Origin of the sequence: Clostridium sp. 1001271st1 H5 (genome assembly GCF_005845215.1) — a bacterium.
In the GTDB taxonomy this organism is placed as follows: domain Bacteria; phylum Bacillota; class Clostridia; order Lachnospirales; family Lachnospiraceae; genus Enterocloster.
Map to the genome: position 1 here is coordinate 171,961 of NZ_SPHO01000008.1, position 19,184 is coordinate 191,144.

Genomic DNA, 19,184 nt, shown 5'->3' on the forward strand with positions numbered 1-19,184 from the left:
TGTTCCGGGACAGGAGGCGGAATCAGATGAAAATAAGACACAGATTAGCTGCTTTTGCAGCCATGGCATCTATACTGGGCTGTACATTTCCGGCCTGGGCAGGGGAGTGGATTCAGGAGGAAAACGGACAGTGGGTCTATGAAGAAAATGAGGAGCTCTTAAAAGGCTGGAACCGGATTGACGGAACCTGGGGCCATAAGGAGTTTTCACTGTGGTAGCGGAGAACGACCATATAAAGTAAGAAAATAGAAACATCTTCCTGGCAATAATCTGGTACAATAAAATCAGATGCAAATGGTTCTGGTTTTCCAGTCATTACAGGGGGAATGAATTATGAAACGGACTATAATATCCATTGCCGCCGCAGGCGTCCTGGCCACTGCCGTATCCGTATTGGCAGCAGGAAGTCCTGCGGCCTTTGCTGCGCCTTTTAACGGTGTATCCGGGGAAGGCTGCCAGTGTGAATCCGGTTCCAGGGACCCGGACCCCATACCTTACAACGATTTAGGCAGTATGCGCGCCGTGGCGCAGAATAACACGGTGAATCCGGACTTTACAGATGGTATATCCGGGTTTTCTTATAAGGTGTTCCTGCCGCTGCTGCGGGACAGCCGGGAAAACATGAATTTTTCACCGGTAAGCCTGTACTATGCTCTGGCGCAGGCATCGGAAGGAGCCGGGGGAAACACCAGGGCGCAGATGCTGGCGCTTATGGGCAGCGGCAGCCGGACGCCGGACACAGCCCTCCCTCCGGCAGACCTGGCAGCTTCCTGCGGCCGCCTGTACCGCCAGATGTTCCGGAACAATGAAAAGACAAAACTGAAGCTGGTGAACTCCATGTGGCTGAAGGAGGGGGAGCCGCTGAACGGCTCTTTTAAGAGAACATCGGAAAGCCAGTATTATGCATCTGTTTTCCGGGTGGACTTTGGGAACCAGGACCTGCCTGCCATTGTGAGGCAGTGGATTGGATGGCAGACAGACCAGGCCATATCCATGGACATGTCATCTGCGTCCGGCGAAACCATGAAGCTTGTGAACGCAGTGAATTACCATGCCCAGTGGACAGGCGGGTTCAGGGCTGAGGACAATATAACGGATGTGTTCCGTCTTGCCGGCGGACAGGATATGTCCTGCCGGTATATGACAGGACGGTGGAACGGCACATATTACCGGGGACAGGGTTTTCTTCGCGCCTCCCTCTCCCTTACGGATAACGCCTCCATGATATTTGTCCTGCCGGACCAGGGAGTGACAATCCAGGAGCTGCTGTCTGAGGAAACGTCTGCTAGGGAAATGTTTGGCCGTATAGATGAGCTTGAATCCTATGGCGGTATTGAGTGGAAGCTGCCTGTATTCCAGACATCCACCACAGCGGACCTGGGACCTGTACTGGCCGGTCTGGGGCTGACCGATGCATTTGATGCAGGCCGGGCGGATTTTACAGGTCTTACAGGTGACCCATTTTTCCTTTCCGGTGTGCTCCAATCCACCAGGTTCAGCGTCAATGAAAAAGGCGTGGGTCCGTTTTCAGAGAACGGAGAAGCCGGATTCGCCGGATTGTATTCAGGAGAGACAGCGGTACAGATGAACCTGGACAGGCCTTTTTTATATGCGGTGACAGTGTACCAGGGAGCGCCGCTGTATATTGGAGTGTGTAATCAGCCTGGGGGATGAAAGGATTAAAAAATAAAAATGTTGGCACAACAACTGCAAGATTCATAAAAAAGGTTTATACTGACGCTATCACCGGAAGAAAGGAGTCTTATATGGAATTTTTAAGACATTTACCCACGGAAAGCCCGGAAAACCTGGCAGAGCTGATTCAGTGCCGTCCGGGCCAGGTGGTCAGCATGAGCCTGTACCAGAGCGGGGATGTGCAGATGACCCTGCTGGCATTTGACGGCGGGGAAGGCGTCAGCGAGGAACATTATCCAGGAGACACCATGTATCTGCTGGCAGAGGGGAAGATGACCCTGAAGATAGGTTCTGCAAAACACCGGATGGAACAGGGACAGGTCTTTATGGTTCCCGCAGGGGCGCTCCATTCCCTGAGAGGGGAGATTCCCTTCAAGCTCCTGCAAATCACGGCAAAGCAGTAACGTATCAGGAGGCTGATTACGAAGTATATCATAAAACCTGGAGGAACCAAGATGGAAAAACGGATTAAGAATCTGGAACATGCAGTACCCTTTGAAGTGGCGCGGAAGGTGGAATATGACCCCGGAAAGGTAGTAAGCCTGACCCTGGCACAGGAGTCCGGCGTGGGTATCACCCTGTTTGCCTTTGACGCGGGAGAAGGAATCAGCACCCATGCAGCGCCAGGAGATGCAATGGCCTTTGTACTGGAAGGGGAAGCACTGATTACCATAGACGGAAAGCCCCATCATGTGATGGGAGGACAGGCTGTTGTGATGCCGGCAGGAGTCCCTCATGCGGTTAAGGCGGTAACACGTTTTAAGATGATGCTGACCGTGGTTAAATAGTGAGGATGATAAGAACAGCGGTAAGAGAGGACATGGTACCGAAAGATATTGCCGGACCGAAAATATTTTATCAGGCAGGCCTTGAATATATTTGAATTCCCCCCTTTATTTGGTATAATCGGAATAGTACATTAAGAAAAGCTGGTGCATGCCATTGATGAATCAAATGTATCCTGCCCTGTCTTTCCGGGCTTTCCTGTTCCTGACCATCACAGTTTCCTTATGCCTGGGTTTTCCCGGGGCGTCCTTGGGCGCCCGGGATTCCCAGGCTGTTTCCCGTTCATACAGCGAGTACAGGCAGCGGCTGGACCGGGTTGGCCGGACAGGGGATATTGCATCAGAAGGGTTTGAGGTGGCGGACGGCCAGGTATTCCCTATGACCATGAGAGGCGAGGGGGAGGTGTCCTTCATACCCGCCTTTGACCGGGAGTCCAACCGGCTGGCGCTTTTCTTTGCCAGGGCGGACGGGAGCGTGGCGTATAAGACAGACCAGCTGGAGACCAACAACCAGATAAGGGGGCAGCTCAGACAGCCTGACAGCCGGGTGGCAGCCGTGTCCTTTCAGGATATGGACGGGGACGGATGGGCGGATATTGTGCTTATAACCGCCTGCGTCAATGAGAGCGCCGGTGCACAGGCAAAGCCCTACAAGGTGGGGGATGTGCTGTTTCAGAAAGACGGCGGTTTTTACAGGGATTACAGACTCTCTGAAAAGATGAACCGTTTCGGCATGAACAAGAGCATCCATTTCATTACATCCTTTATCCGGGACGGATATTCCACGGAGTTTCTTTATACAGCCACGACCAATGAGGAGCTTCTGTCCCATGGGATGACGGTTATTGCGGAGCAGAGCCGTTCCATCCGGTTTGAAAAGTTTGGCCGTCTCTCTGTTGTCCCGGGCACCTACCGGATGGCGGAGTACACGGTATTCATGCTGTACCTGGTAAATGAACAGGGCTATATCGTGTGGAGCTTCCAGCCCATGGGAGAATATGAACATCTCTATGCCTTAAAGGGCATTACCTGTCAGGACATAGACGGGGACGGACTGAAGGACATTGTCATACTGGCTGATTACAGCTACGAGGGAAGCAGCGGTGAGCCGGTGGTGGAGGGAAACTATTCCATTTACTATCAGCGGACCGGCGGATTTTTTGAAGATACGGACATTAAGCAGACACTTAAGCTGGAGGAAGGCGGTACCCTGGAGGATTTGACAGCCAGGGCCCGCGCATATTGGGGGTGGAGGTCAAAACCATGATAAAGGTACTGATTGTAGATGATGAAAAACCGATTTGTGATTTGATTGATTTAAACTTGTCGGCCAGCGGTTACCAGTGCACGGCTGTCCAGGACGGGGTGGAGGCCCTCCGGCTCATAGAGACTCAGTTCTTTGACCTGATTCTGCTGGACATCATGCTGCCGGGGGTGGATGGGTACGATATCATGGGCTACATCCGTCCCATGGATATACCGGTGATTTTTATCACTGCCAGGCATGAGGTGAAGGACCGGGTAAAGGGACTGCGTTTGGGCGCGGACGACTATCTGGTAAAGCCCTTTGACGTGGTGGAGCTGGTGGCCAGGGTGGAGGCGGTGCTCCGCAGGTACAATAAGACGGAACGTCTGCTTACGGCCGGCGATGTGACCGTGGACGTGGAGGCACGCAGGGTCACCAGGGCAGGCCGGAACGTGGAACTGACCAACAAGGAGTTCGGTCTTCTGGTGCTTTTTATACAGAATAAAAATGTAGCCCTTTTCAGGGAAACCCTGTATGAAAAGGTCTGGGAAGGGGAGTATTCCGGGGACAGCCGCACCCTGGACCTGCATGTACAGCGCCTGAGAAGGAAGCTGGGATGGGAAAATAATCTGGTGGCAGTATACAAGGTGGGATACCGCCTAGAGGTAGCTCAATGAAATTTTCGTTCAAACTCCTGCTGTGGACCATGATTGTCATGGCCCTGGGATTTGGGTTCAGCGGATTTTATTTTGTCAATTACGTGTTTCAGACCTCCATGGACCGGGAAGTAAGCCAGGCCCTGGATGAGAGCAGCATACTGCGCTTTGCGTTTGAGACAGCTGCCCTCAATGTGCCTGCCAAATACGATGTGCTCCAGGATACCACGGTGAGCCAGATAGCCTCCAACCTGGAGTCAGGAGGCAAAAGCTCCAGCCGGCTGCTGCGGCTTTGCGATGAGCAGAAGCAGGTGCTCTATGCCAGCCCCGGGTTTGACGGGGGGGATGGGCTGCTGGACCAGACTGGCCAGCAAACCAGGACATACAGGGTCATAGAACAGGAGGGAGCATATTACATACAGACAGGCACGGCTGTCAATGCCCTGGACCGTGTGCTGTATCTGGAGACGATGAAGGACGTGTCCGAGGTGTTTCGGGACAGGTCCCTGGGTTTTTCTGTTTACCGAAGGGTGACGGTTGCCATGCTGCTGTGCGGTACGGCTGTCATGTATCTCATTGCCTCCTTTCTGACCAGGCCAATCCGCCTTCTGACCAGGGCTACCAAACGTATGGCATCCGGGGATTACCACCACAGGGCAAGAAAAGTCAGCAGCGATGAGCTGGGACAGCTCACAACGGATTTTAACCGGATGGCCAATGCCCTGGAGGACAATATCAACCAGCTGGAGGATGAGATTCAGGCCAGAGAGGATTTTGTGGCGGCATTTGCCCATGAACTTAAGACGCCGCTGACTTCCATTATCGGTTATGCGGATGCCCTGCGCTCCCGCAGGCTGGATGAAGAAAAACAGTTCATGTCGGCCAATTATATTTACACGGAAGGCAAACGCCTGGAAGCCATGTCCTTCCGCCTGCTGGACATCATGGTTACCAGGAGGGGAGAAGTGGAATTTACCATGGTATCCGCTGAATCCCTGTTCCTGTACCTGTATGACATGTATGTGATTAACAAGAGCATGAAGATATACTTCAACTATGACGACGGCATAATGAAGGCAGAAGCCAATCTGATTAAATCCGTTCTTATGAACCTTCTGGACAATGCATGCAAGGCTTCCGATGAGGACGGCCTTATTGAGGTCTACGGCCATCTGCTGAAGGACGGGTACTGTTTTGAAGTAAAGGACCACGGAGTGGGCATACCGGAAGCGGAACAGCACAAGATTACCAAAGCATTTTACATGGTTGACAAGTCCAGGTCCAGAAGCCGCAACGGGGCAGGACTGGGGCTGGCGTTGTGCGCGGAGATACTGGAGCTTCATGGGAGCCGTCTGAATGTCAGGAGCGCGCTGGGGAAGGGAACCACCATGAGTTTTACCCTGCCCCTCTGGAAGGAGGACCAATCATGAGAAGAATGGCAGCCAACCTGTTATTCCTGTTGTTTGCAGGCTTGATTATGGCCCTGTCCATCTGCGGTCCTGAGATGCTGACCAGATACAAGGACCGGACCATGCTTGGGCAGATACATGCCATGACAGCAGATACGGAAGGGGAGGGATACCGCTATACATTAAGCGCAGCTGAAAAGCTCCATATATTGTCGGAGGGCCTGGGCAGCCAGACCATTCCTGAAACAGGACAGGCTGTAAGGCCCGGAAAAAGCGGTGAGGCGGAGTATGAGGATTTGGAGGGAGCCTATGCATTTGTGATGAATCACAGAGGGCCTTCCGGCCAGGAAATCACGGATTCACAGATTTATGCGACCTGCAACCAGGGGCTGGAGGAACTGAAGGCATTGGGAATTCTGCCTGAATCCGTAAGGCCTGTGGCCGAAGAGGAGTATGACGCTGTCCTGTATTCAGCCATCGACGTGCTGGAGCCCAGGAATAATGTGGCGGTCTGGAAACTGAGCCTTCTGAACAGCCAGAAGAATACAGACAAGGAAAACCGCCTTATGGATGCCTATATTGATGGGGATAACGGTAAGATATATGAATTTTATGCCAGAACGCACAGGCTGTGGGAGGACATGGACCCTGAGCAGATAGTGGATGCATGGAGCTCTTATATGGGCCTGGAAAAACCGGTGCCCTACCAGGACCAGAACCCATTGATGGAGGCAACCCCCTGTTTCAAAAAGTACGTATTCAGCGAAGGGAAGGAGGAAGAAACCATTGTGACGGTTGGCTTTTATGAGGGAATCAATGAATTGTTTCTGAAAATTTCCAGATGATGCAACTTTGATGCAAAAATGATGATAATTTGATGCCGCTCTTGTGTAAGCTTATTGCAGTACACAAGAGCTTTTTACGTGAAAAGGACAGGCATCATGGACAGAAGAGGGATAAGACCGCTGGATTACGGCGGGCAGATGGAGGCTGAAGAACGGGCTGTGTCTGGAAGACGGAGCGTGTCCGTGAGGCAGACGGAGCGCAGAAAACAGGCCAGGAGAAGGGCCAGGAGAAGGGCGTTTTTCCTGGCGGCAGCAGAGTTGGCGGCAGGTGTATGCATGACCATGGCAGTGATGGCCATGGTCATACCGGAAAATCGGGAGTCCGGGAATGGACAGTTTCTGCCAGGCGTCCATACTGAGAAAACTGCCTTTTACCGCATATTGGACGAGACAGCCAGGCTGCAGACGTCAATCAAAGGAGAGGGGGAAGCACTGTGTTCTATTTTGTATCGTGGGAATACAGAATATGCAGGTCCGCCTGTCATTGCCGTGGATGCAGGACACGGCGGAGAGGATGAAGGGGCCAGCCAGGAAGGCGTAATGGAAAAGGATATCAACCTGGCAATTGCAAAACGGCTGAAGACAAAGCTGGAGGATATGGGATATACGGTGATGATGGTGAGGGAGGATGATACGTATCATTCAAAAGAACAGCGGGTGGAGGCGGCCCATAAAGTCCGGGCCGGCGCTTATGTAAGCATTCATCAGAATACCTGGGAGGACACGGATATCAGGGGAATTGAAACCTGGTATTCAGAGGCGGGCGGTGCCGGGGACGAAACCCAAGGCAGTGCCAGTTCCGGAGATGGAGCCCGGGCCAGTGCCGGAGACAGCAGGCGTTTAGCCGCACTAATCCATAAGGAAGCAGTGGGCAGTACAGGGGCCGAGGCGCGGGAACTGAGAGGGGATGCGGAATTTACAGTTACCAGCCAGACATCCATTCCCTCCTGCCTCATTGAGACGGGTTTCCTGTCCAATGCCCGGGAGAGGCAGTGCCTGACAGACCCGGAGTACCAGGAAAAACTGGCCGGGGGAATTGCCAAAGGCATTGATTTGTATTTTAAACCCAGGATTATGTACCTCACCTTTGACGACGGCCCTTCCGCTGAAAATACCAGTGCGGTGCTGGATGTGCTGAAAGCCAGGAACATAAAGGCAACCTTTTTTGTGGTGGGACAAAATGTCAGGAAACATCCGGATGTGGCAAGGAGAATCGTGGCAGAAGGACATACCATTGGAATCCACTGCAACCGCCATGATTACAAGGCGCTTTATGAGAGCAGGGACAGCTATCTGGCGGATTTTGAGGAAGCTTACAGGGCTGTCCTGGAAGTGACCGGAGTAAGGCCGGTCCTTTACCGGTTCCCGGGAGGCAGCATCAACGGCTATAACCAGAAGGTATACAAAGAAATCATAGCAGAGATGGATGCACGGGGATTTATCTATTTTGACTGGAACGCCAGTCTGGATGACGCCCTTAAAAAATCACAGCCCCAGGAACTGGTTGACAATGCCAAAAAGACCATTCTGGGGAGGCGGCAGGTGGTATTGCTGGCCCACGATATGGTCCACAGCACATCCCTTTGCCTGGACGGTCTGATTGACCAGCTCCCGGAATACCGGATGGAACCGTTGACCCCGGATGTGGTGCCGGTGCAGTTTAAGGAACAGTAGGACATCATGGTCCCTTGTCTTTTATTCAAGGGACCGGATGACTCTGGCGGGATTTCCTACTGCCAGGGAATTGGATGGTATATCCTTTGTCACAATGCTGCCAGAACCTATGATTACATTATCTCCGATGGAAACACCGGGATTGATGATGGCGCCGCATCCAATCCACACATCATTGCCGATGCTTACGGGTTTGGCATATTCCAAAGACCTGGAACGCAGCTTCCGGTCCTGGGGATGGTTCACGGTAATGATGCTGACATTAGGGCCAATCAGGCAATGATGTCCAATGGTAACCGTATTGCAGTCCAGTATGGTCAGATTATAATTGGAATAAAAATGGCTGCCAATGCGGATGTTATAGCCAAAGTCACAGTGAAATGGCTGTTCTATGCAGGCATCCTTTGGCGGATGGTCCAGGATTTGTTTCAGGAGTTTCCTGCGTTTTTTGCGTTTGTCCGGAGACAGATGATTATATTGATGAAGGAGCATCTGGACATTCAGATGCTCTTCCAATAATAAAGGGTCCTGGTTATAATAGAGCTGTCCGTCTAAACGTTTCGATTTTTCTGCATTTATCATGGCTTGTTCCCCCTTCTGTAATATATAATTATTGATTTTAACATGATTGGACCAATATAACAAGGAAAAAATTTGTGTAAAATGTACAATATTATCCGTTGACAAGTAAAAAGATTGTGATATAATTGAATTATCGAAACGTTTTTATGCAACTAGGAGGAAAATGAATGGAAAAAAGAGCTACAATCAAAGATGTAGCCAGACTAGCAGGTGTTTCCATATCAACAGCATCCCTGGCCATTAATGGGAAAGAGGGGGTTACAGACAAGACCAGGAAGATGGTATTGGATGCAGTGGAGGAGCTGTCATACCAGCCCAACAATGCTGCGCGAAATCTGAGAACATCCGGGACAAAGGTGATTGGCCTGCTTATACCGGATGTTAGGAACTGCTTTTACAGTGAGATTACAGAATACATCCGGAGAGAAGTGGAAGGTTACGGCTTTTTCCTGATATTGGGAATTACCGGAAACAGCAGCAACAATGAGAAAAAGTATATTTCTGAATTTATTTCAAGAAAGGTTGACGGAGTTATATGGGTTCCGCAGCTGACCTATGTCAATGATGTTGAACATATGAAGAAGCTGGACGAATATGGAATACCGTATCTGTTCCTGGCAGCCTACTATGAACAAAGCAGTGCGCCCTTTGTTATGTGCAATCTGAAAAAGGGGTCCTATCTGATGACGCAGTACCTGATTGAGCGGGATATCCATAATATCATGATGCTGGTTGGCGACAGACGGGTTGACGAGACATATATCAGCGGTTATAAGATGGCATTGGAAGAGGCCGGTCTGGTGTATACCGAGTCCAATGTTTATGAAAGTACATATCATTTTGATGATGTGCAGAAGCTGGCCATGGAGATATTAAAGGAAAGACCGGAAGCAATCATGACGAACAGTGATTTTACGGCCTGCGCAGTCCTGCAGGCGGCCAGAATCAAAGGATTATCAATTCCAAGGGATTTGTCCGTATGCGGTTATGATGATGTCATATACGCTACAATCAACCAGATTCCATTGACAACCGTGCGTCAGCCTATTGAGCGTATGTGCAAGCTGGCAGTCAATAATCTGATGAATCTTTTGCAGTATGGCATTGTTCCGGACTCAGTCATTCTGGAGCCATCACTGATTATCAGAGATACTGTCAAACGATAAAGAGTTAAGGTGTTTATAAAACACCTTAATGTTTACCTGAAAATCGAAACGTTTCGAATCATTTTCCTGCCGAAGAAGGAGGTATATTCATGAAAAAAACAATGGTAGCAACGTTATTGGTTCTTTCACTTATGGGGACACTGGCTGGGTGCTCTGCTTCCGGAACAGATGCAGGCGGAAAGACAGACCAGAAAAGTACGGATACAGCCGCTGCATCCGGCGGGGATGAGAAGGCGGACTCCGGCATGGAATTTGTATACGTGACGCAGGACAGTGCCAATCCATATTTTATTCAGGTTTATGACGGATTCCAGTCAAAATGCGCAGAGCTGGGAATCAAGACACAGATATTGGATTCCAAGTATGATGTGGCCACACAGGTTTCCTATGTAGAGGATGCGGTGCAGCGTGACGTGGACGGGATTATGATATCGCCTTTGGATGAGAATGCCCTGAAGACAGTGGTGGACCAGGCCAAGGAAAAGGGAATCGTGGTATCCGCAGAGGCGCAGCCTGTCAGCAATGCGCAGATTGACGGTTCCCTGGATGAATATAATATTGGATATGCAATTGGCAATGCAGCGGCTGAGTGGATTAAAGCGGAACAGGACGGAAAAGGAAAAGCGCTGATACTTGCCCAGGATGACGTGGAGGCAGTTATACGTCGTGGAGACGGCATAAATGACGGTATTCTGGAAAATGCCCCGGAGGCAGAGGTGGTGGCCAGGCAGAACGCCAGTAATACGGACCTGGGAATGAAGGTAACGGAGTCTGTCCTTCTGGCAAAGCCGGAGGTAAATGTAATTTGTGCCTGCGATGACTTTACGGCAATCGGCGCATATGAGGCAGTTTCAGCCATGCAGAACATACCGGAACATTTTTATATTGGCGGCTGCGATGCCACGGATGAGGGAAAAGAAAAAATGAAGTCTGAGAACAGCGTTTACAGGTCATCCTGCAACCTGTTTCCGTATGAGGCGGGAGAGGACCTGGCTGAGGCGATGTATAAATATTTAACGGAAAAACAGGAGGATGCAGTGGTCCAGAGAAGGTACGAGCCTGTCTGGCAAAAAGATGTGGTTGGAAATTAGCCCTGATGAAGTGCGTGGAATGATGGAGGAAGTGGATGAATGAACAATCGGTTAGGGGATAAGCCTCAAATTGATGATACGGATATAATTCTGGAAGTCCATAAGATTTCCAAGCGGTTCGGGGGAATCAAGGCTCTTAATAATATTGAATTTTCTGTCAGGAGGGGAGAGGTGCATGCGCTGGTGGGAGAAAACGGGGCAGGTAAGAGTACTTTTATCAAGATTCTTACCGGCGCCCATGCTCCCAGCGAAGGTATTATCCTGTTTGACGGAAAAGAATACAGCGCCCTGACTCCTGCCCTGGCACTGGACGCGGGTATAACGGCTATCTATCAGGAATTCAATCTGATACCGTTCCTGTCTGTAAGTGAGAATATTTATTTTGGCTGCGAGCTCATGAAACAGGGGCTTCTGGATTATGAACAGATGAATAAAAATACAAAGAAGATGTTTGAAGAGATTGGTATGGCCATTAATCCTAAAATCCGTGTACAGAGACTGGGAATTGCACAGCAGCAGCTGGTGGAAATCGTGAAGGCTATCTCGAAAAATGCTAAATTGATTATCATGGACGAGCCGTCGGCACCGCTGACAGAACAGGAGACAGAGACACTCCATACAATTGTAAGGCAGTTAAAGGAAAAAGGAATTACCATCATCTATATTTCCCACAGAATGGAGGAAATCTTTGAAATATGCGACCGGGTATCTGTTTTTCGGGATGGGGAATATATATCCACACATCCGGTTTCTGAGACCAGCCGCGAGTCGCTGATTGCCGATATGGTAGGCAGGGAGATGGGAGAGACATTTCCTGATTTGGGCGACATCGGCGGTGAGAGGATTCTGGAGGTGAGCCATGTCAGCAGCAGAAGGCTGAAGGACGTGTCGCTGGTTTTGAGAAAGGGGGAGATACTTGGAATCGGAGGCTTAGTAGGCGCCGGAAGGACGGAACTGCTCAGGGCAATTTATGGGGCGGATGAAATTTCGGAAGGCGAAATCCTGCTGAAGGGAAAGCGGATTCATATTACCTCGCCTGCAGTGGCCCTGAAAAACAGCATTGCACTTTTGCCGGAGGACAGAAAACAGCAGGGAGTAATCATGGGAATGAGCATAGAGCACAACATATCCTTTGCCATTCTGGACCGGTTATCCCACTTTGCTGTAATTAAGAAGAAGCAGGAAAAGGATGTCTGCAATAAACTGGTTGCCGGCCTTTCCATAAAAATCAGCTCGCTTATGCAGCCTGTAAAGAATCTGTCAGGCGGAAATCAGCAGAAGGTTGTGCTTGCCAAATGCCTTGCAACGGAATGCGATGTATTATTCATTGATGAACCCACAAGAGGGATTGATGTAGGGGCCAAGCAGGAAATTTATAAAATCATGCGCCAGCTGGCTGACAACGGTACCAGCATCATAATGGTATCATCGGAGATGTCAGAACTGATTGGAATGTCAGACCGGATTATCGTGATGAGGGAGGGGCAGGTTGTAAAGGAATTGATGCCGGAAGAATATTCCCAGGAATTAATTCTGAATTATGCAGCTTTATAGAAGGGGTATTCATATGAAGAATAAAATGAATATTAATACGTTTATTGCGGAATATGCCATTATCATTATTTTTATTGTACTTTTTGTGGCTATGAGCATATTTGCGCCTAATTTTTTAACGGGCAGCAACATTGCCAATGTATTAAGGCAGGTATCCATCAATGGAATCTGCGCCATTGGCATGACCTTTGTCATCCTCACCGGAGGCATAGACCTGTCAGTGGGAGCAATCATAGGGGTAAGCGGCGTACTGACAGCAATGATGATGATAAACAATGTTAATCCAATCATTGCGTCCCTGATATCCCTGGCTTTATGTACCTTTATAGGGTTTGCAACCGGTCTTGTTATCAGCCACATAGGAATACCGCCCATGGTCGCAACCATGGGAACCATGACGTCCCTGCGCGGTGTGGCGTACCTGATTACCGGGGGGACTCCGGTATTCGGATTTGATTCGCGGTACGCTGTTATTGGACAGGGTTATGTGGGAGCAGTTCCCATACCGGTAATCATACTTGTTCTGTCGTTTGCGGCAGGTATATTCTTCCTGTCAAAGACAAGACACAGCAGATACATATATGGCGTGGGGGGAAATGAGGAGGTGGCCAGGCTGTCGGGAATCAGCGTCCACAGAATCAAGGCGTTTGTGTACGCGGTAAGCGGATTCTGCAGCGCGCTGGCCGGGTTGGTTATGCTGGGAAGGCTTAACAGCGGGCAGCCCAGGGCAGGCGAGAGCTATGAGATGGATGTTATCACAGCGGTCGTACTGGGCGGCGTCAGCCTTACAGGCGGTGTGGGAAAAATCAGCCATGTGGTGTTTGGCGTCCTGATAATAGGTGTCCTTACCAACGGTATGACAATGATGGCAGTGGACGATTACTGGCAGAGGGTGGTAAAAGGACTTGTGCTGCTTTTGGCAGTAGGATTTGACCGCTTTATACAGAAACGGCAGCAGAAATCCGAGTAGATATTATCATTGAAGTTTTAAAAATCAGAAGACATTAATTTGAAAAGTCAGGAGGGACTGAATTATGATGATAAGGCCAAAAATGGGATTCATCGTGTTTGGGGTACATAAGGACGGATTGAAGGACCCCTTAGGCGTACCGTTCATTAACCAGAAAATCATAGATGAATCCAAGGCTGCCATTGAGGCCAAAGGAGTGGAACTGGTAGAAAATGAAATCGTGGTGGCTTATAAGCAGGAAGCCAGGGAGGCCCTTGCAAAATTAAAACATGACGACAGCGTGGACGGAGTGATACTGTTTTCAGGAACCTGGGTATGGGCTTCGGAAATCGTGGCAGCGGTAAGGGATTTTGAACGCGCAGGCAAGGGCGTCATTATCTGGACTGTACCGGGCTCCCAGGGATGGAGGCTGGTGGGAACCCTGGCATTGGGGGCGTCCTTTAAGGAAATCGGTATGAAGTACCGCTCTGTGTATGGAAATGACAATGATACAGTGGAAAAGGTGGCATGCTTTTCAAGGGCCTGCGCACTGCGGAATAAGCTGAATATGACTACTATCGGCTCTTTCGGCGGCAGGGGAATGGGACTGACCTGCGGATGCGCAGACCCATCCCAGTTTATGAGGGAATTCGGCGTGGATATTGATTCCAGGGATTCCATGGATATACTTAAGGCTGCCCGGGAAGTGACCCCGGAAGAAATACAGGATGTAAAGGAGAATCTCATTAAGCCGTATTTTCAGGAGCTTCCCCCGGATGACGATTGCACGGAACGTTCCATCCGGCTGTATCTGGCGGTTAAGAAGGTGATTGAAAAAGAAAAGTTTGATATGTATGTCATTCAGTCCTTCCCGGGTCTGGCAGAGGAATATGCTGCCAGCTGCTTTACACAGAGTATGATGCTCCAGCAGGGAATTCCCACAGCGACCCTGTGTGATTATAATAATGTGCTTACCGTGTTCCTGCTGAGCAATCTGACGCCGGACCCGGTCTATTACGGCGATTTCCAATGCATTGATAAGGACAGGAAAGTGGTCAAGGTAATCGGGGACGGTGCCTGTGCGCCATCTCTGGCCGGGCCGGAAAAGGCGAAGTTTGCACACCACGGTTTGCCGACAGAGGGTTCGGCCGGAGGCCTGTCCGTAGAGGCGGTGCTAAAACCGGGAAAGGTAGTAATGGGACGCATAGGACGGGATAACGGAGTGTTTGAGATGATTCTTCACCGGGGCCAGGTTTATACGCCGGCGCCTGACGATTTGAAGGCCCAGCGGACAGAGTCGGGCATGTGGTTCTGGCCCCATGCATTTATCAAAATGGATGTGGACTATGATTATGGCGTTCAGGTATGGGACAGCGAATATATAACCCTGGCCTATGGGGACGAAGAAATCTACGGAACACTGAAAGAATTCTGTTACTTAACGGATATAAAACTGATTGAGATGTAAAAAGGCCCGGTCCGTGCCGGAAGGCATGGACCGGAAAGTCAGGAGTCTAAGCCATGGTAAGAAAAGAAGATTTATATAAATGGTGCAGTGTACCTGCAAAAGATTTGGAAAACCATCCTGATTTGGTCATAAGGTTCAGAATGGTGAAGGATTCCTGTGAAATGGGGCGTATGATGGCAAAAGAGCTTGCCGACGAAATCGTCCTGGCGGGCAGGGAAGGACGGGAGTTCCGTGCAATTATCCCCTGCGGGCCAAAATGCTGGTATGAACCCTTTGCAGAGTATGTAAACAGGAACCGTATAGACATGAAGCATGTTACTGTATTCCATATGGATGAATGCCTGGACTGGCAGGGTAATTTATTGGCAGAGGACGACCCTTACAATTTCAGGACATTTATGCTCCGGGAATTTTATGGTCCCATTCATCCTGATTTAAACATACCGGCAGCCAACAGGAACTTCTTAAATCCTCAAAATATGTATGAGATAAAAGAAAAGATTGCAGAGGCGCCTGTGGACTACACCCTTGGGGGATGGGGACAGGATGGGCATATAGCCTATAACCAGAGCAGAAGGCATCCGTTTTCCCAAATTACCATAGAGGAATTGAGGGAATCCGGAATCCGTATACAGGAGAATAACCTGGACACCATCATCACCCTGGGACACAGGTCCTATGGGGCGGCATATCAGTTTGTCCCTCCCATGTCCATTACCCTTGGAATCAGGGAATGCCTGTCGGCAAAAAAGGTCAGGATTTACAGCGATACAGGTTCCTGGAAGCAGACAGCCTTACGGGTTGCCCTGTTTTCAGGAGAGGATTCGGAATATCCAATGACGCTTCTGCAGGGACATAAGGATGCGCTTATTACCGCCACCTATGAGACAGCCGACCATCCCATATCCAGACATCCCGAATGGAAATTTGCAGGAGTAAATATATGAGAAAACTGAAATACGATTACGTAGTGGGAACCGGGGGAATAGGCACAGGAATCCTGTTCCGTTTTTCAGATAACATTACTTTGGGAAGAAATGAATCCAGACTGGCGGAGCTTATGGAAGTACGGGACTTTTGCAAGCTCCATATTATCCTTCATTATATCACAGCCTATCTGGATAAAAGCATACCGGTCTATGCAATCGGCAGGGTCGGGGACGACGCCAGCGGCAGGGAGGTTCTGGGACTGATGGAACAGTATGGGATAAACTGCAGGTATGTAAAGGTGGATTCCCGTGAAAAGACCATGTATTCAGTCTGCTTTGTATATCCGGACAGCGACGGGGGAAATATCACAGCCAGCAATAGTGCCAGCGGCAATATGAATGAAGGAGATATAGCTGCCTTCTTTGAACAGGAAGACTTAAGGGGAAGGGGGCTTGTGCTGGCGGCGCCGGAGGTTCCTCTGGGTGTGCGGCTGTATCTGTTAAAAAGGGGGAGGGAGCATTCCTGCTTTAATGTTGCCTCCTTTACTTCCGACGAGATGGAGGAATGCATAAGAACCGGCGCTTTCAGATATGTGGACCTGCTGGCCATCAATAAGCATGAGATGGAAACCCTTGTGACTGCAAGCGGTGTGGAAGCTGAAAACGGTGCGCCGGAATGCTATGGATTTCTGCGGAGCCAGAATCCCGGAATCCAGTTGATTGTAACGCAGGGAGGAGAAGGAGCCCGGTTTTTCTCCAACGGATACAGCGAACGGATACCGGCCATATGGAAACCGGTCAACAGTACGGCGGGCGCAGGAGACTGTTTTCTTGCCACAGTCATCAGCGGATTGATATGCGGGGTTCCGTTTTATGAGCATGATTCCTGTGTGGGACTGGGCGGATTGGCAGCTTTGGCATCCTCGTTAAAGGTTACCTGCAAGGATACCATTGATTTTACATTAGGCAGGGAGCGCCTGAAAGAAGAGTCTGGTAAGCTGGGAATTGAATTTTCAGATAAAATAAACAGGCTGTTTTTCAACATGGATTAAAAGAGGCTCCGGGAAACCATCCCGGGCCTCTTTTTTCGAATTTTCCAATAGTAAATAACTCCCATATATGATAGAATATAAATAAAATATTTAGAGATTTAAAATAACTCAAATCATGGGGAGGAGAAAGGGATGGATGCCGGTGAGAATTCATACCTGCTCTTTTTTTCGGCGGGTTATCATTTCCTTCTTCCGCTCTCCTGTGTAAAACGGGTGACGGACATGAAGGAGCGGGACCCGGATATGCCCCTGGCAGATTGTTTGGAACTGCAGGAGGCAGGGGAACTGTCCGGCCAGGCATACCTGATTATCGCGGACTGCGCGGGCAGGGAGCTGGGGATAGGTGCGGAGGATGTGACAGGTCTTGTACAGGTGAAGGAAGAACAGATATATGCCCTTCCTGAGGCGGTGAGAAGCAGCCGGAACCGGTATGTGGATTGTATGGCAGCAGTGGGTACGGATGAGGGAGAAGGGGAACAGGCGCATATGAAGCTGGCATTTATCATTACCCCGGGTCTGCTCATGCCGGGACCGGTGCAGTGAAGGAGACAGGATGATGGAACTGGTAACCGTAAGGGACGGTAGCCGAACCGTGTACTTGGAGAAAAATCGAATGAAAGAAGTGGTGATACATCCGCAGATACAGCAGGTGCCCGGTGCGCCTGCACATATCTGCGGAATCATGCTGTATGAGAGGACTCCGGTTGTGTTCTGCCGGGTGGGAGACAGCGGCAGATGCACCTGCGGATTTATTCTGGGATTTGAGGACGGTACCATGATGGGCGTCACCGGGGAACTGGGCGGCGAAGCTGCGGGTGAACCTCAGGAGATGACCGGGCTAATGCCGGGAATATGGGAGAAAAAATGTGATACGACTGAATGACAGGGAATTCTGCGGGATAGTGGCATATATTCGGGATAATTACGGCATTAACCTGGAGAAAAAACAGGTGCTGATAGAGTGCAGGATGGCCAGGGAGCTGGAAAAAAGAGGGCTGACCTCCTTCGCCCAGTATATGGAACAGATGAGAAGTGACAGGACCGGTGAGATGGCCGGCGAGATGGTGAACCGACTGACTACCAACTATACATATTTTATGAGGGAACCGGCTCATTTTTCTATACTGAACGACAAGATACTGCCGGAACTGTTTGAGAGCCGGAAGATGGGAATCTGCAATATATGGAGCGCCGGCTGCGCAACAGGGGAAGAAGTTTACTCCATGGCCATGCTGATTCAGGAGTACAGGGAGAAATGTGAACGCATGCCGGGAATCCGTATACTTGCCACAGACATTTCCGGGGAGGTATTGCGTAAGGCGGAAAGGGGGGTATATCCGCTGAAGGAAATGGATGACCTTCCGGAACTTTGGAAGAGAAAGTACTGTACCATGAAAGGCAGCCACACCTTTCAGGTGGATGAGAAGCTGAAATACAATATTCGTTTCAAGAGGCATAATCTGATGGAGGCGCCTCCGGGGCCGGAGAAATTTGATTTGATATTATGCCGGAATGTGATGATTTACTTTGACCGGATGTCCAGGGAGAAGCTCATAAGGCAGCTGGAGTACTGCCTGAATCCAGGCGGTTACCTGCTGGTAGGCCATGCAGAGCTGCTTTCCAGGGAAGAGACCAGGCTGGAAACCGTTTTTCCGGCTGTATATAAAAAGCCTGCCAAACAGGATGGGGATAGAGGGGGACTATATGGATAAGAAGATTTTGATAGTAGACGATGCCATGTTCATGAGGAACATCATCCGCAAGATACTTAAGGAGGATGGGTATACGCAGGTATGTGAGGCCCAGGACGGAGAACATGCCATGGAGCTGTTTCGGGAAATCAGCCCGGACCTGGTGCTTCTGGATATCACTATGCCGGGACGTTCCGGTCTGGAGGTCCTGGAGGAGATTTTGGGCCTGGCTCCGGAGGCAAAGGTCATCATGTGCTCAGCCGTGGGACAGGAGATGATGATTCAGAAAGCCCTGACCGCAGGTGCCCTGGACTTTATCGTGAAGCCCTTTAAGCCGGATGAGTTTTGCAGGATAGTCAACCGCTACCTGGAACAGTAGAAAAAGTGGGGAA

At 50.0% G+C, this 19,184-nt stretch carries 21 protein-coding genes; 20 read left to right on the top strand and 1 reads right to left on the bottom strand.

Annotated features, from left to right (window positions below):
* Nucleotides 1-26: 26 nt before the first annotated feature.
* The 9 genes from FGS84_RS14080 to FGS84_RS14120 all read left to right on the top strand — a co-directional run bounded on the left by FGS84_RS14080 (nt 27) and on the right by FGS84_RS14120 (nt 8,310).
* Nucleotides 27-218, top strand: a complete 192-nt coding sequence (locus FGS84_RS14080; protein ID WP_138309176.1) for a hypothetical protein — start codon at nt 27-29, stop codon at nt 216-218.
* Nucleotides 219-333: 115 nt separating this feature from the next.
* Nucleotides 334-1,674, top strand: coding sequence for a serpin family protein (locus FGS84_RS14085; protein ID WP_138309177.1), 1,341 nt, complete (start codon nt 334-336; stop codon nt 1,672-1,674).
* A gap of 92 nt (nt 1,675-1,766) precedes the next feature.
* Nucleotides 1,767-2,099 carry a cupin domain-containing protein gene (locus FGS84_RS14090; protein WP_138309178.1) on the top strand — a complete coding sequence of 111 codons (333 nt, stop codon included), beginning with the start codon at nt 1,767-1,769 and terminating at the stop codon, nt 2,097-2,099.
* A 51-nt stretch (nt 2,100-2,150) separates the two neighbouring features.
* Nucleotides 2,151-2,483 (top strand): cupin domain-containing protein, encoded by a 333-nt coding sequence (locus tag FGS84_RS14095; RefSeq protein WP_138309179.1) that lies wholly within the window; start codon nt 2,151-2,153, stop codon nt 2,481-2,483.
* A 157-nt stretch (nt 2,484-2,640) separates the two neighbouring features.
* Nucleotides 2,641-3,747, top strand: a complete 1,107-nt coding sequence (locus FGS84_RS14100) for a VCBS repeat-containing protein (RefSeq protein WP_138309180.1) — start codon at nt 2,641-2,643, stop codon at nt 3,745-3,747.
* Nucleotides 3,744-4,403, top strand: a complete 660-nt coding sequence (locus FGS84_RS14105; protein WP_138309181.1) for a response regulator transcription factor — start codon at nt 3,744-3,746, stop codon at nt 4,401-4,403. The genes FGS84_RS14100 and FGS84_RS14105 overlap by 4 nt, the downstream gene beginning before the upstream one ends.
* Complete coding sequence (locus tag FGS84_RS14110; protein ID WP_138309182.1) at nt 4,400-5,812, top strand: HAMP domain-containing sensor histidine kinase; 1,413 nt, start codon at nt 4,400-4,402, stop codon at nt 5,810-5,812. Before FGS84_RS14105 ends, FGS84_RS14110 begins: the two co-directional genes overlap by 4 nt.
* Nucleotides 5,809-6,636 carry a hypothetical protein gene (locus FGS84_RS14115; protein WP_138309183.1) on the top strand — a complete coding sequence of 276 codons (828 nt, stop codon included), beginning with the start codon at nt 5,809-5,811 and terminating at the stop codon, nt 6,634-6,636. Before FGS84_RS14110 ends, FGS84_RS14115 begins: the two co-directional genes overlap by 4 nt.
* A gap of 96 nt (nt 6,637-6,732) precedes the next feature.
* Entirely contained in the window at nt 6,733-8,310 is a 1,578-nt protein-coding gene (locus FGS84_RS14120; protein WP_138309184.1) for an N-acetylmuramoyl-L-alanine amidase, read from the top strand.
* Nucleotides 8,311-8,331: 21 nt separating this feature from the next.
* On the opposite strand, the gene FGS84_RS14125 is transcribed toward FGS84_RS14120, so the two are convergent.
* Complete coding sequence (locus FGS84_RS14125; protein WP_138309185.1) at nt 8,332-8,892, bottom strand: sugar O-acetyltransferase; 561 nt, start codon at nt 8,890-8,892, stop codon at nt 8,332-8,334.
* A 167-nt stretch (nt 8,893-9,059) separates the two neighbouring features.
* Between FGS84_RS14125 and FGS84_RS14130 the strand changes: the two genes are divergently transcribed.
* From FGS84_RS14130 to FGS84_RS14180, 11 genes are all read left to right on the top strand, one after another.
* The gene (locus tag FGS84_RS14130; RefSeq protein WP_138309186.1) at nt 9,060-10,058 is read left to right on the top strand and encodes a LacI family DNA-binding transcriptional regulator; all 999 of its coding nucleotides are present in this window, start codon (nt 9,060-9,062) and stop codon (nt 10,056-10,058) included.
* Between the two features lie 89 nt (nt 10,059-10,147).
* The gene (locus FGS84_RS14135; protein WP_138309187.1) at nt 10,148-11,149 is read left to right on the top strand and encodes a sugar ABC transporter substrate-binding protein; all 1,002 of its coding nucleotides are present in this window, start codon (nt 10,148-10,150) and stop codon (nt 11,147-11,149) included.
* Nucleotides 11,150-11,188: 39 nt separating this feature from the next.
* A complete protein-coding gene (locus FGS84_RS14140) occupies nt 11,189-12,703 on the top strand; it encodes a sugar ABC transporter ATP-binding protein (protein WP_138309188.1) in 1,515 nt (504 codons plus the stop codon).
* A gap of 13 nt (nt 12,704-12,716) precedes the next feature.
* Entirely contained in the window at nt 12,717-13,673 is a 957-nt protein-coding gene (locus FGS84_RS14145) for an ABC transporter permease (RefSeq protein WP_138309189.1), read from the top strand.
* A 64-nt stretch (nt 13,674-13,737) separates the two neighbouring features.
* Nucleotides 13,738-15,120: a hypothetical protein gene (locus FGS84_RS14150; protein ID WP_138309190.1), complete on the top strand. Its 1,383-nt coding sequence runs from the start codon at nt 13,738-13,740 to the stop codon at nt 15,118-15,120.
* Between the two features lie 53 nt (nt 15,121-15,173).
* Nucleotides 15,174-16,067 carry a hypothetical protein gene (locus FGS84_RS14155; RefSeq protein WP_138309191.1) on the top strand — a complete coding sequence of 298 codons (894 nt, stop codon included), beginning with the start codon at nt 15,174-15,176 and terminating at the stop codon, nt 16,065-16,067.
* Nucleotides 16,064-17,101 (top strand): PfkB family carbohydrate kinase, encoded by a 1,038-nt coding sequence (locus FGS84_RS14160; protein WP_138309192.1) that lies wholly within the window; start codon nt 16,064-16,066, stop codon nt 17,099-17,101. The genes FGS84_RS14155 and FGS84_RS14160 overlap by 4 nt, the downstream gene beginning before the upstream one ends.
* A gap of 132 nt (nt 17,102-17,233) precedes the next feature.
* Nucleotides 17,234-17,644 carry a hypothetical protein gene (locus tag FGS84_RS14165; RefSeq protein WP_138309193.1) on the top strand — a complete coding sequence of 137 codons (411 nt, stop codon included), beginning with the start codon at nt 17,234-17,236 and terminating at the stop codon, nt 17,642-17,644.
* 10 nt (nt 17,645-17,654) lie between these two features.
* Nucleotides 17,655-17,984 (top strand): phosphoglycerate mutase, encoded by a 330-nt coding sequence (locus FGS84_RS14170; protein ID WP_227147048.1) that lies wholly within the window; start codon nt 17,655-17,657, stop codon nt 17,982-17,984.
* A complete protein-coding gene (locus tag FGS84_RS14175) occupies nt 17,968-18,813 on the top strand; it encodes a protein-glutamate O-methyltransferase CheR (RefSeq protein WP_138309194.1) in 846 nt (281 codons plus the stop codon). The genes FGS84_RS14170 and FGS84_RS14175 overlap by 17 nt, the downstream gene beginning before the upstream one ends.
* Nucleotides 18,806-19,171, top strand: a complete 366-nt coding sequence (locus FGS84_RS14180; RefSeq protein ID WP_138309195.1) for a response regulator — start codon at nt 18,806-18,808, stop codon at nt 19,169-19,171. The genes FGS84_RS14175 and FGS84_RS14180 overlap by 8 nt, the downstream gene beginning before the upstream one ends.
* Nucleotides 19,172-19,184: the final 13 nt, after the last annotated feature.

Coding starts and splice junctions, on each gene's coding strand:
- FGS84_RS14080 (WP_138309176.1), top strand. CDS start 27: ATGAAAATAAGACACAGATTAGCTGCTTTTGCAGCCATGGCATCTATA.
- FGS84_RS14085 (WP_138309177.1), top strand. CDS start 334: ATGAAACGGACTATAATATCCATTGCCGCCGCAGGCGTCCTGGCCACT.
- FGS84_RS14090 (WP_138309178.1), top strand. CDS start 1,767: ATGGAATTTTTAAGACATTTACCCACGGAAAGCCCGGAAAACCTGGCA.
- FGS84_RS14095 (WP_138309179.1), top strand. CDS start 2,151: ATGGAAAAACGGATTAAGAATCTGGAACATGCAGTACCCTTTGAAGTG.
- FGS84_RS14100 (WP_138309180.1), top strand. CDS start 2,641: ATGAATCAAATGTATCCTGCCCTGTCTTTCCGGGCTTTCCTGTTCCTG.
- FGS84_RS14105 (WP_138309181.1), top strand. CDS start 3,744: ATGATAAAGGTACTGATTGTAGATGATGAAAAACCGATTTGTGATTTG.
- FGS84_RS14110 (WP_138309182.1), top strand. CDS start 4,400: ATGAAATTTTCGTTCAAACTCCTGCTGTGGACCATGATTGTCATGGCC.
- FGS84_RS14115 (WP_138309183.1), top strand. CDS start 5,809: ATGAGAAGAATGGCAGCCAACCTGTTATTCCTGTTGTTTGCAGGCTTG.
- FGS84_RS14120 (WP_138309184.1), top strand. CDS start 6,733: ATGGACAGAAGAGGGATAAGACCGCTGGATTACGGCGGGCAGATGGAG.
- FGS84_RS14125 (WP_138309185.1), bottom strand. CDS start 8,892: ATGATAAATGCAGAAAAATCGAAACGTTTAGACGGACAGCTCTATTAT.
- FGS84_RS14130 (WP_138309186.1), top strand. CDS start 9,060: ATGGAAAAAAGAGCTACAATCAAAGATGTAGCCAGACTAGCAGGTGTT.
- FGS84_RS14135 (WP_138309187.1), top strand. CDS start 10,148: ATGAAAAAAACAATGGTAGCAACGTTATTGGTTCTTTCACTTATGGGG.
- FGS84_RS14140 (WP_138309188.1), top strand. CDS start 11,189: ATGAACAATCGGTTAGGGGATAAGCCTCAAATTGATGATACGGATATA.
- FGS84_RS14145 (WP_138309189.1), top strand. CDS start 12,717: ATGAAGAATAAAATGAATATTAATACGTTTATTGCGGAATATGCCATT.
- FGS84_RS14150 (WP_138309190.1), top strand. CDS start 13,738: ATGATGATAAGGCCAAAAATGGGATTCATCGTGTTTGGGGTACATAAG.
- FGS84_RS14155 (WP_138309191.1), top strand. CDS start 15,174: ATGGTAAGAAAAGAAGATTTATATAAATGGTGCAGTGTACCTGCAAAA.
- FGS84_RS14160 (WP_138309192.1), top strand. CDS start 16,064: ATGAGAAAACTGAAATACGATTACGTAGTGGGAACCGGGGGAATAGGC.
- FGS84_RS14165 (WP_138309193.1), top strand. CDS start 17,234: ATGGATGCCGGTGAGAATTCATACCTGCTCTTTTTTTCGGCGGGTTAT.
- FGS84_RS14170 (WP_227147048.1), top strand. CDS start 17,655: ATGATGGAACTGGTAACCGTAAGGGACGGTAGCCGAACCGTGTACTTG.
- FGS84_RS14180 (WP_138309195.1), top strand. CDS start 18,806: ATGGATAAGAAGATTTTGATAGTAGACGATGCCATGTTCATGAGGAAC.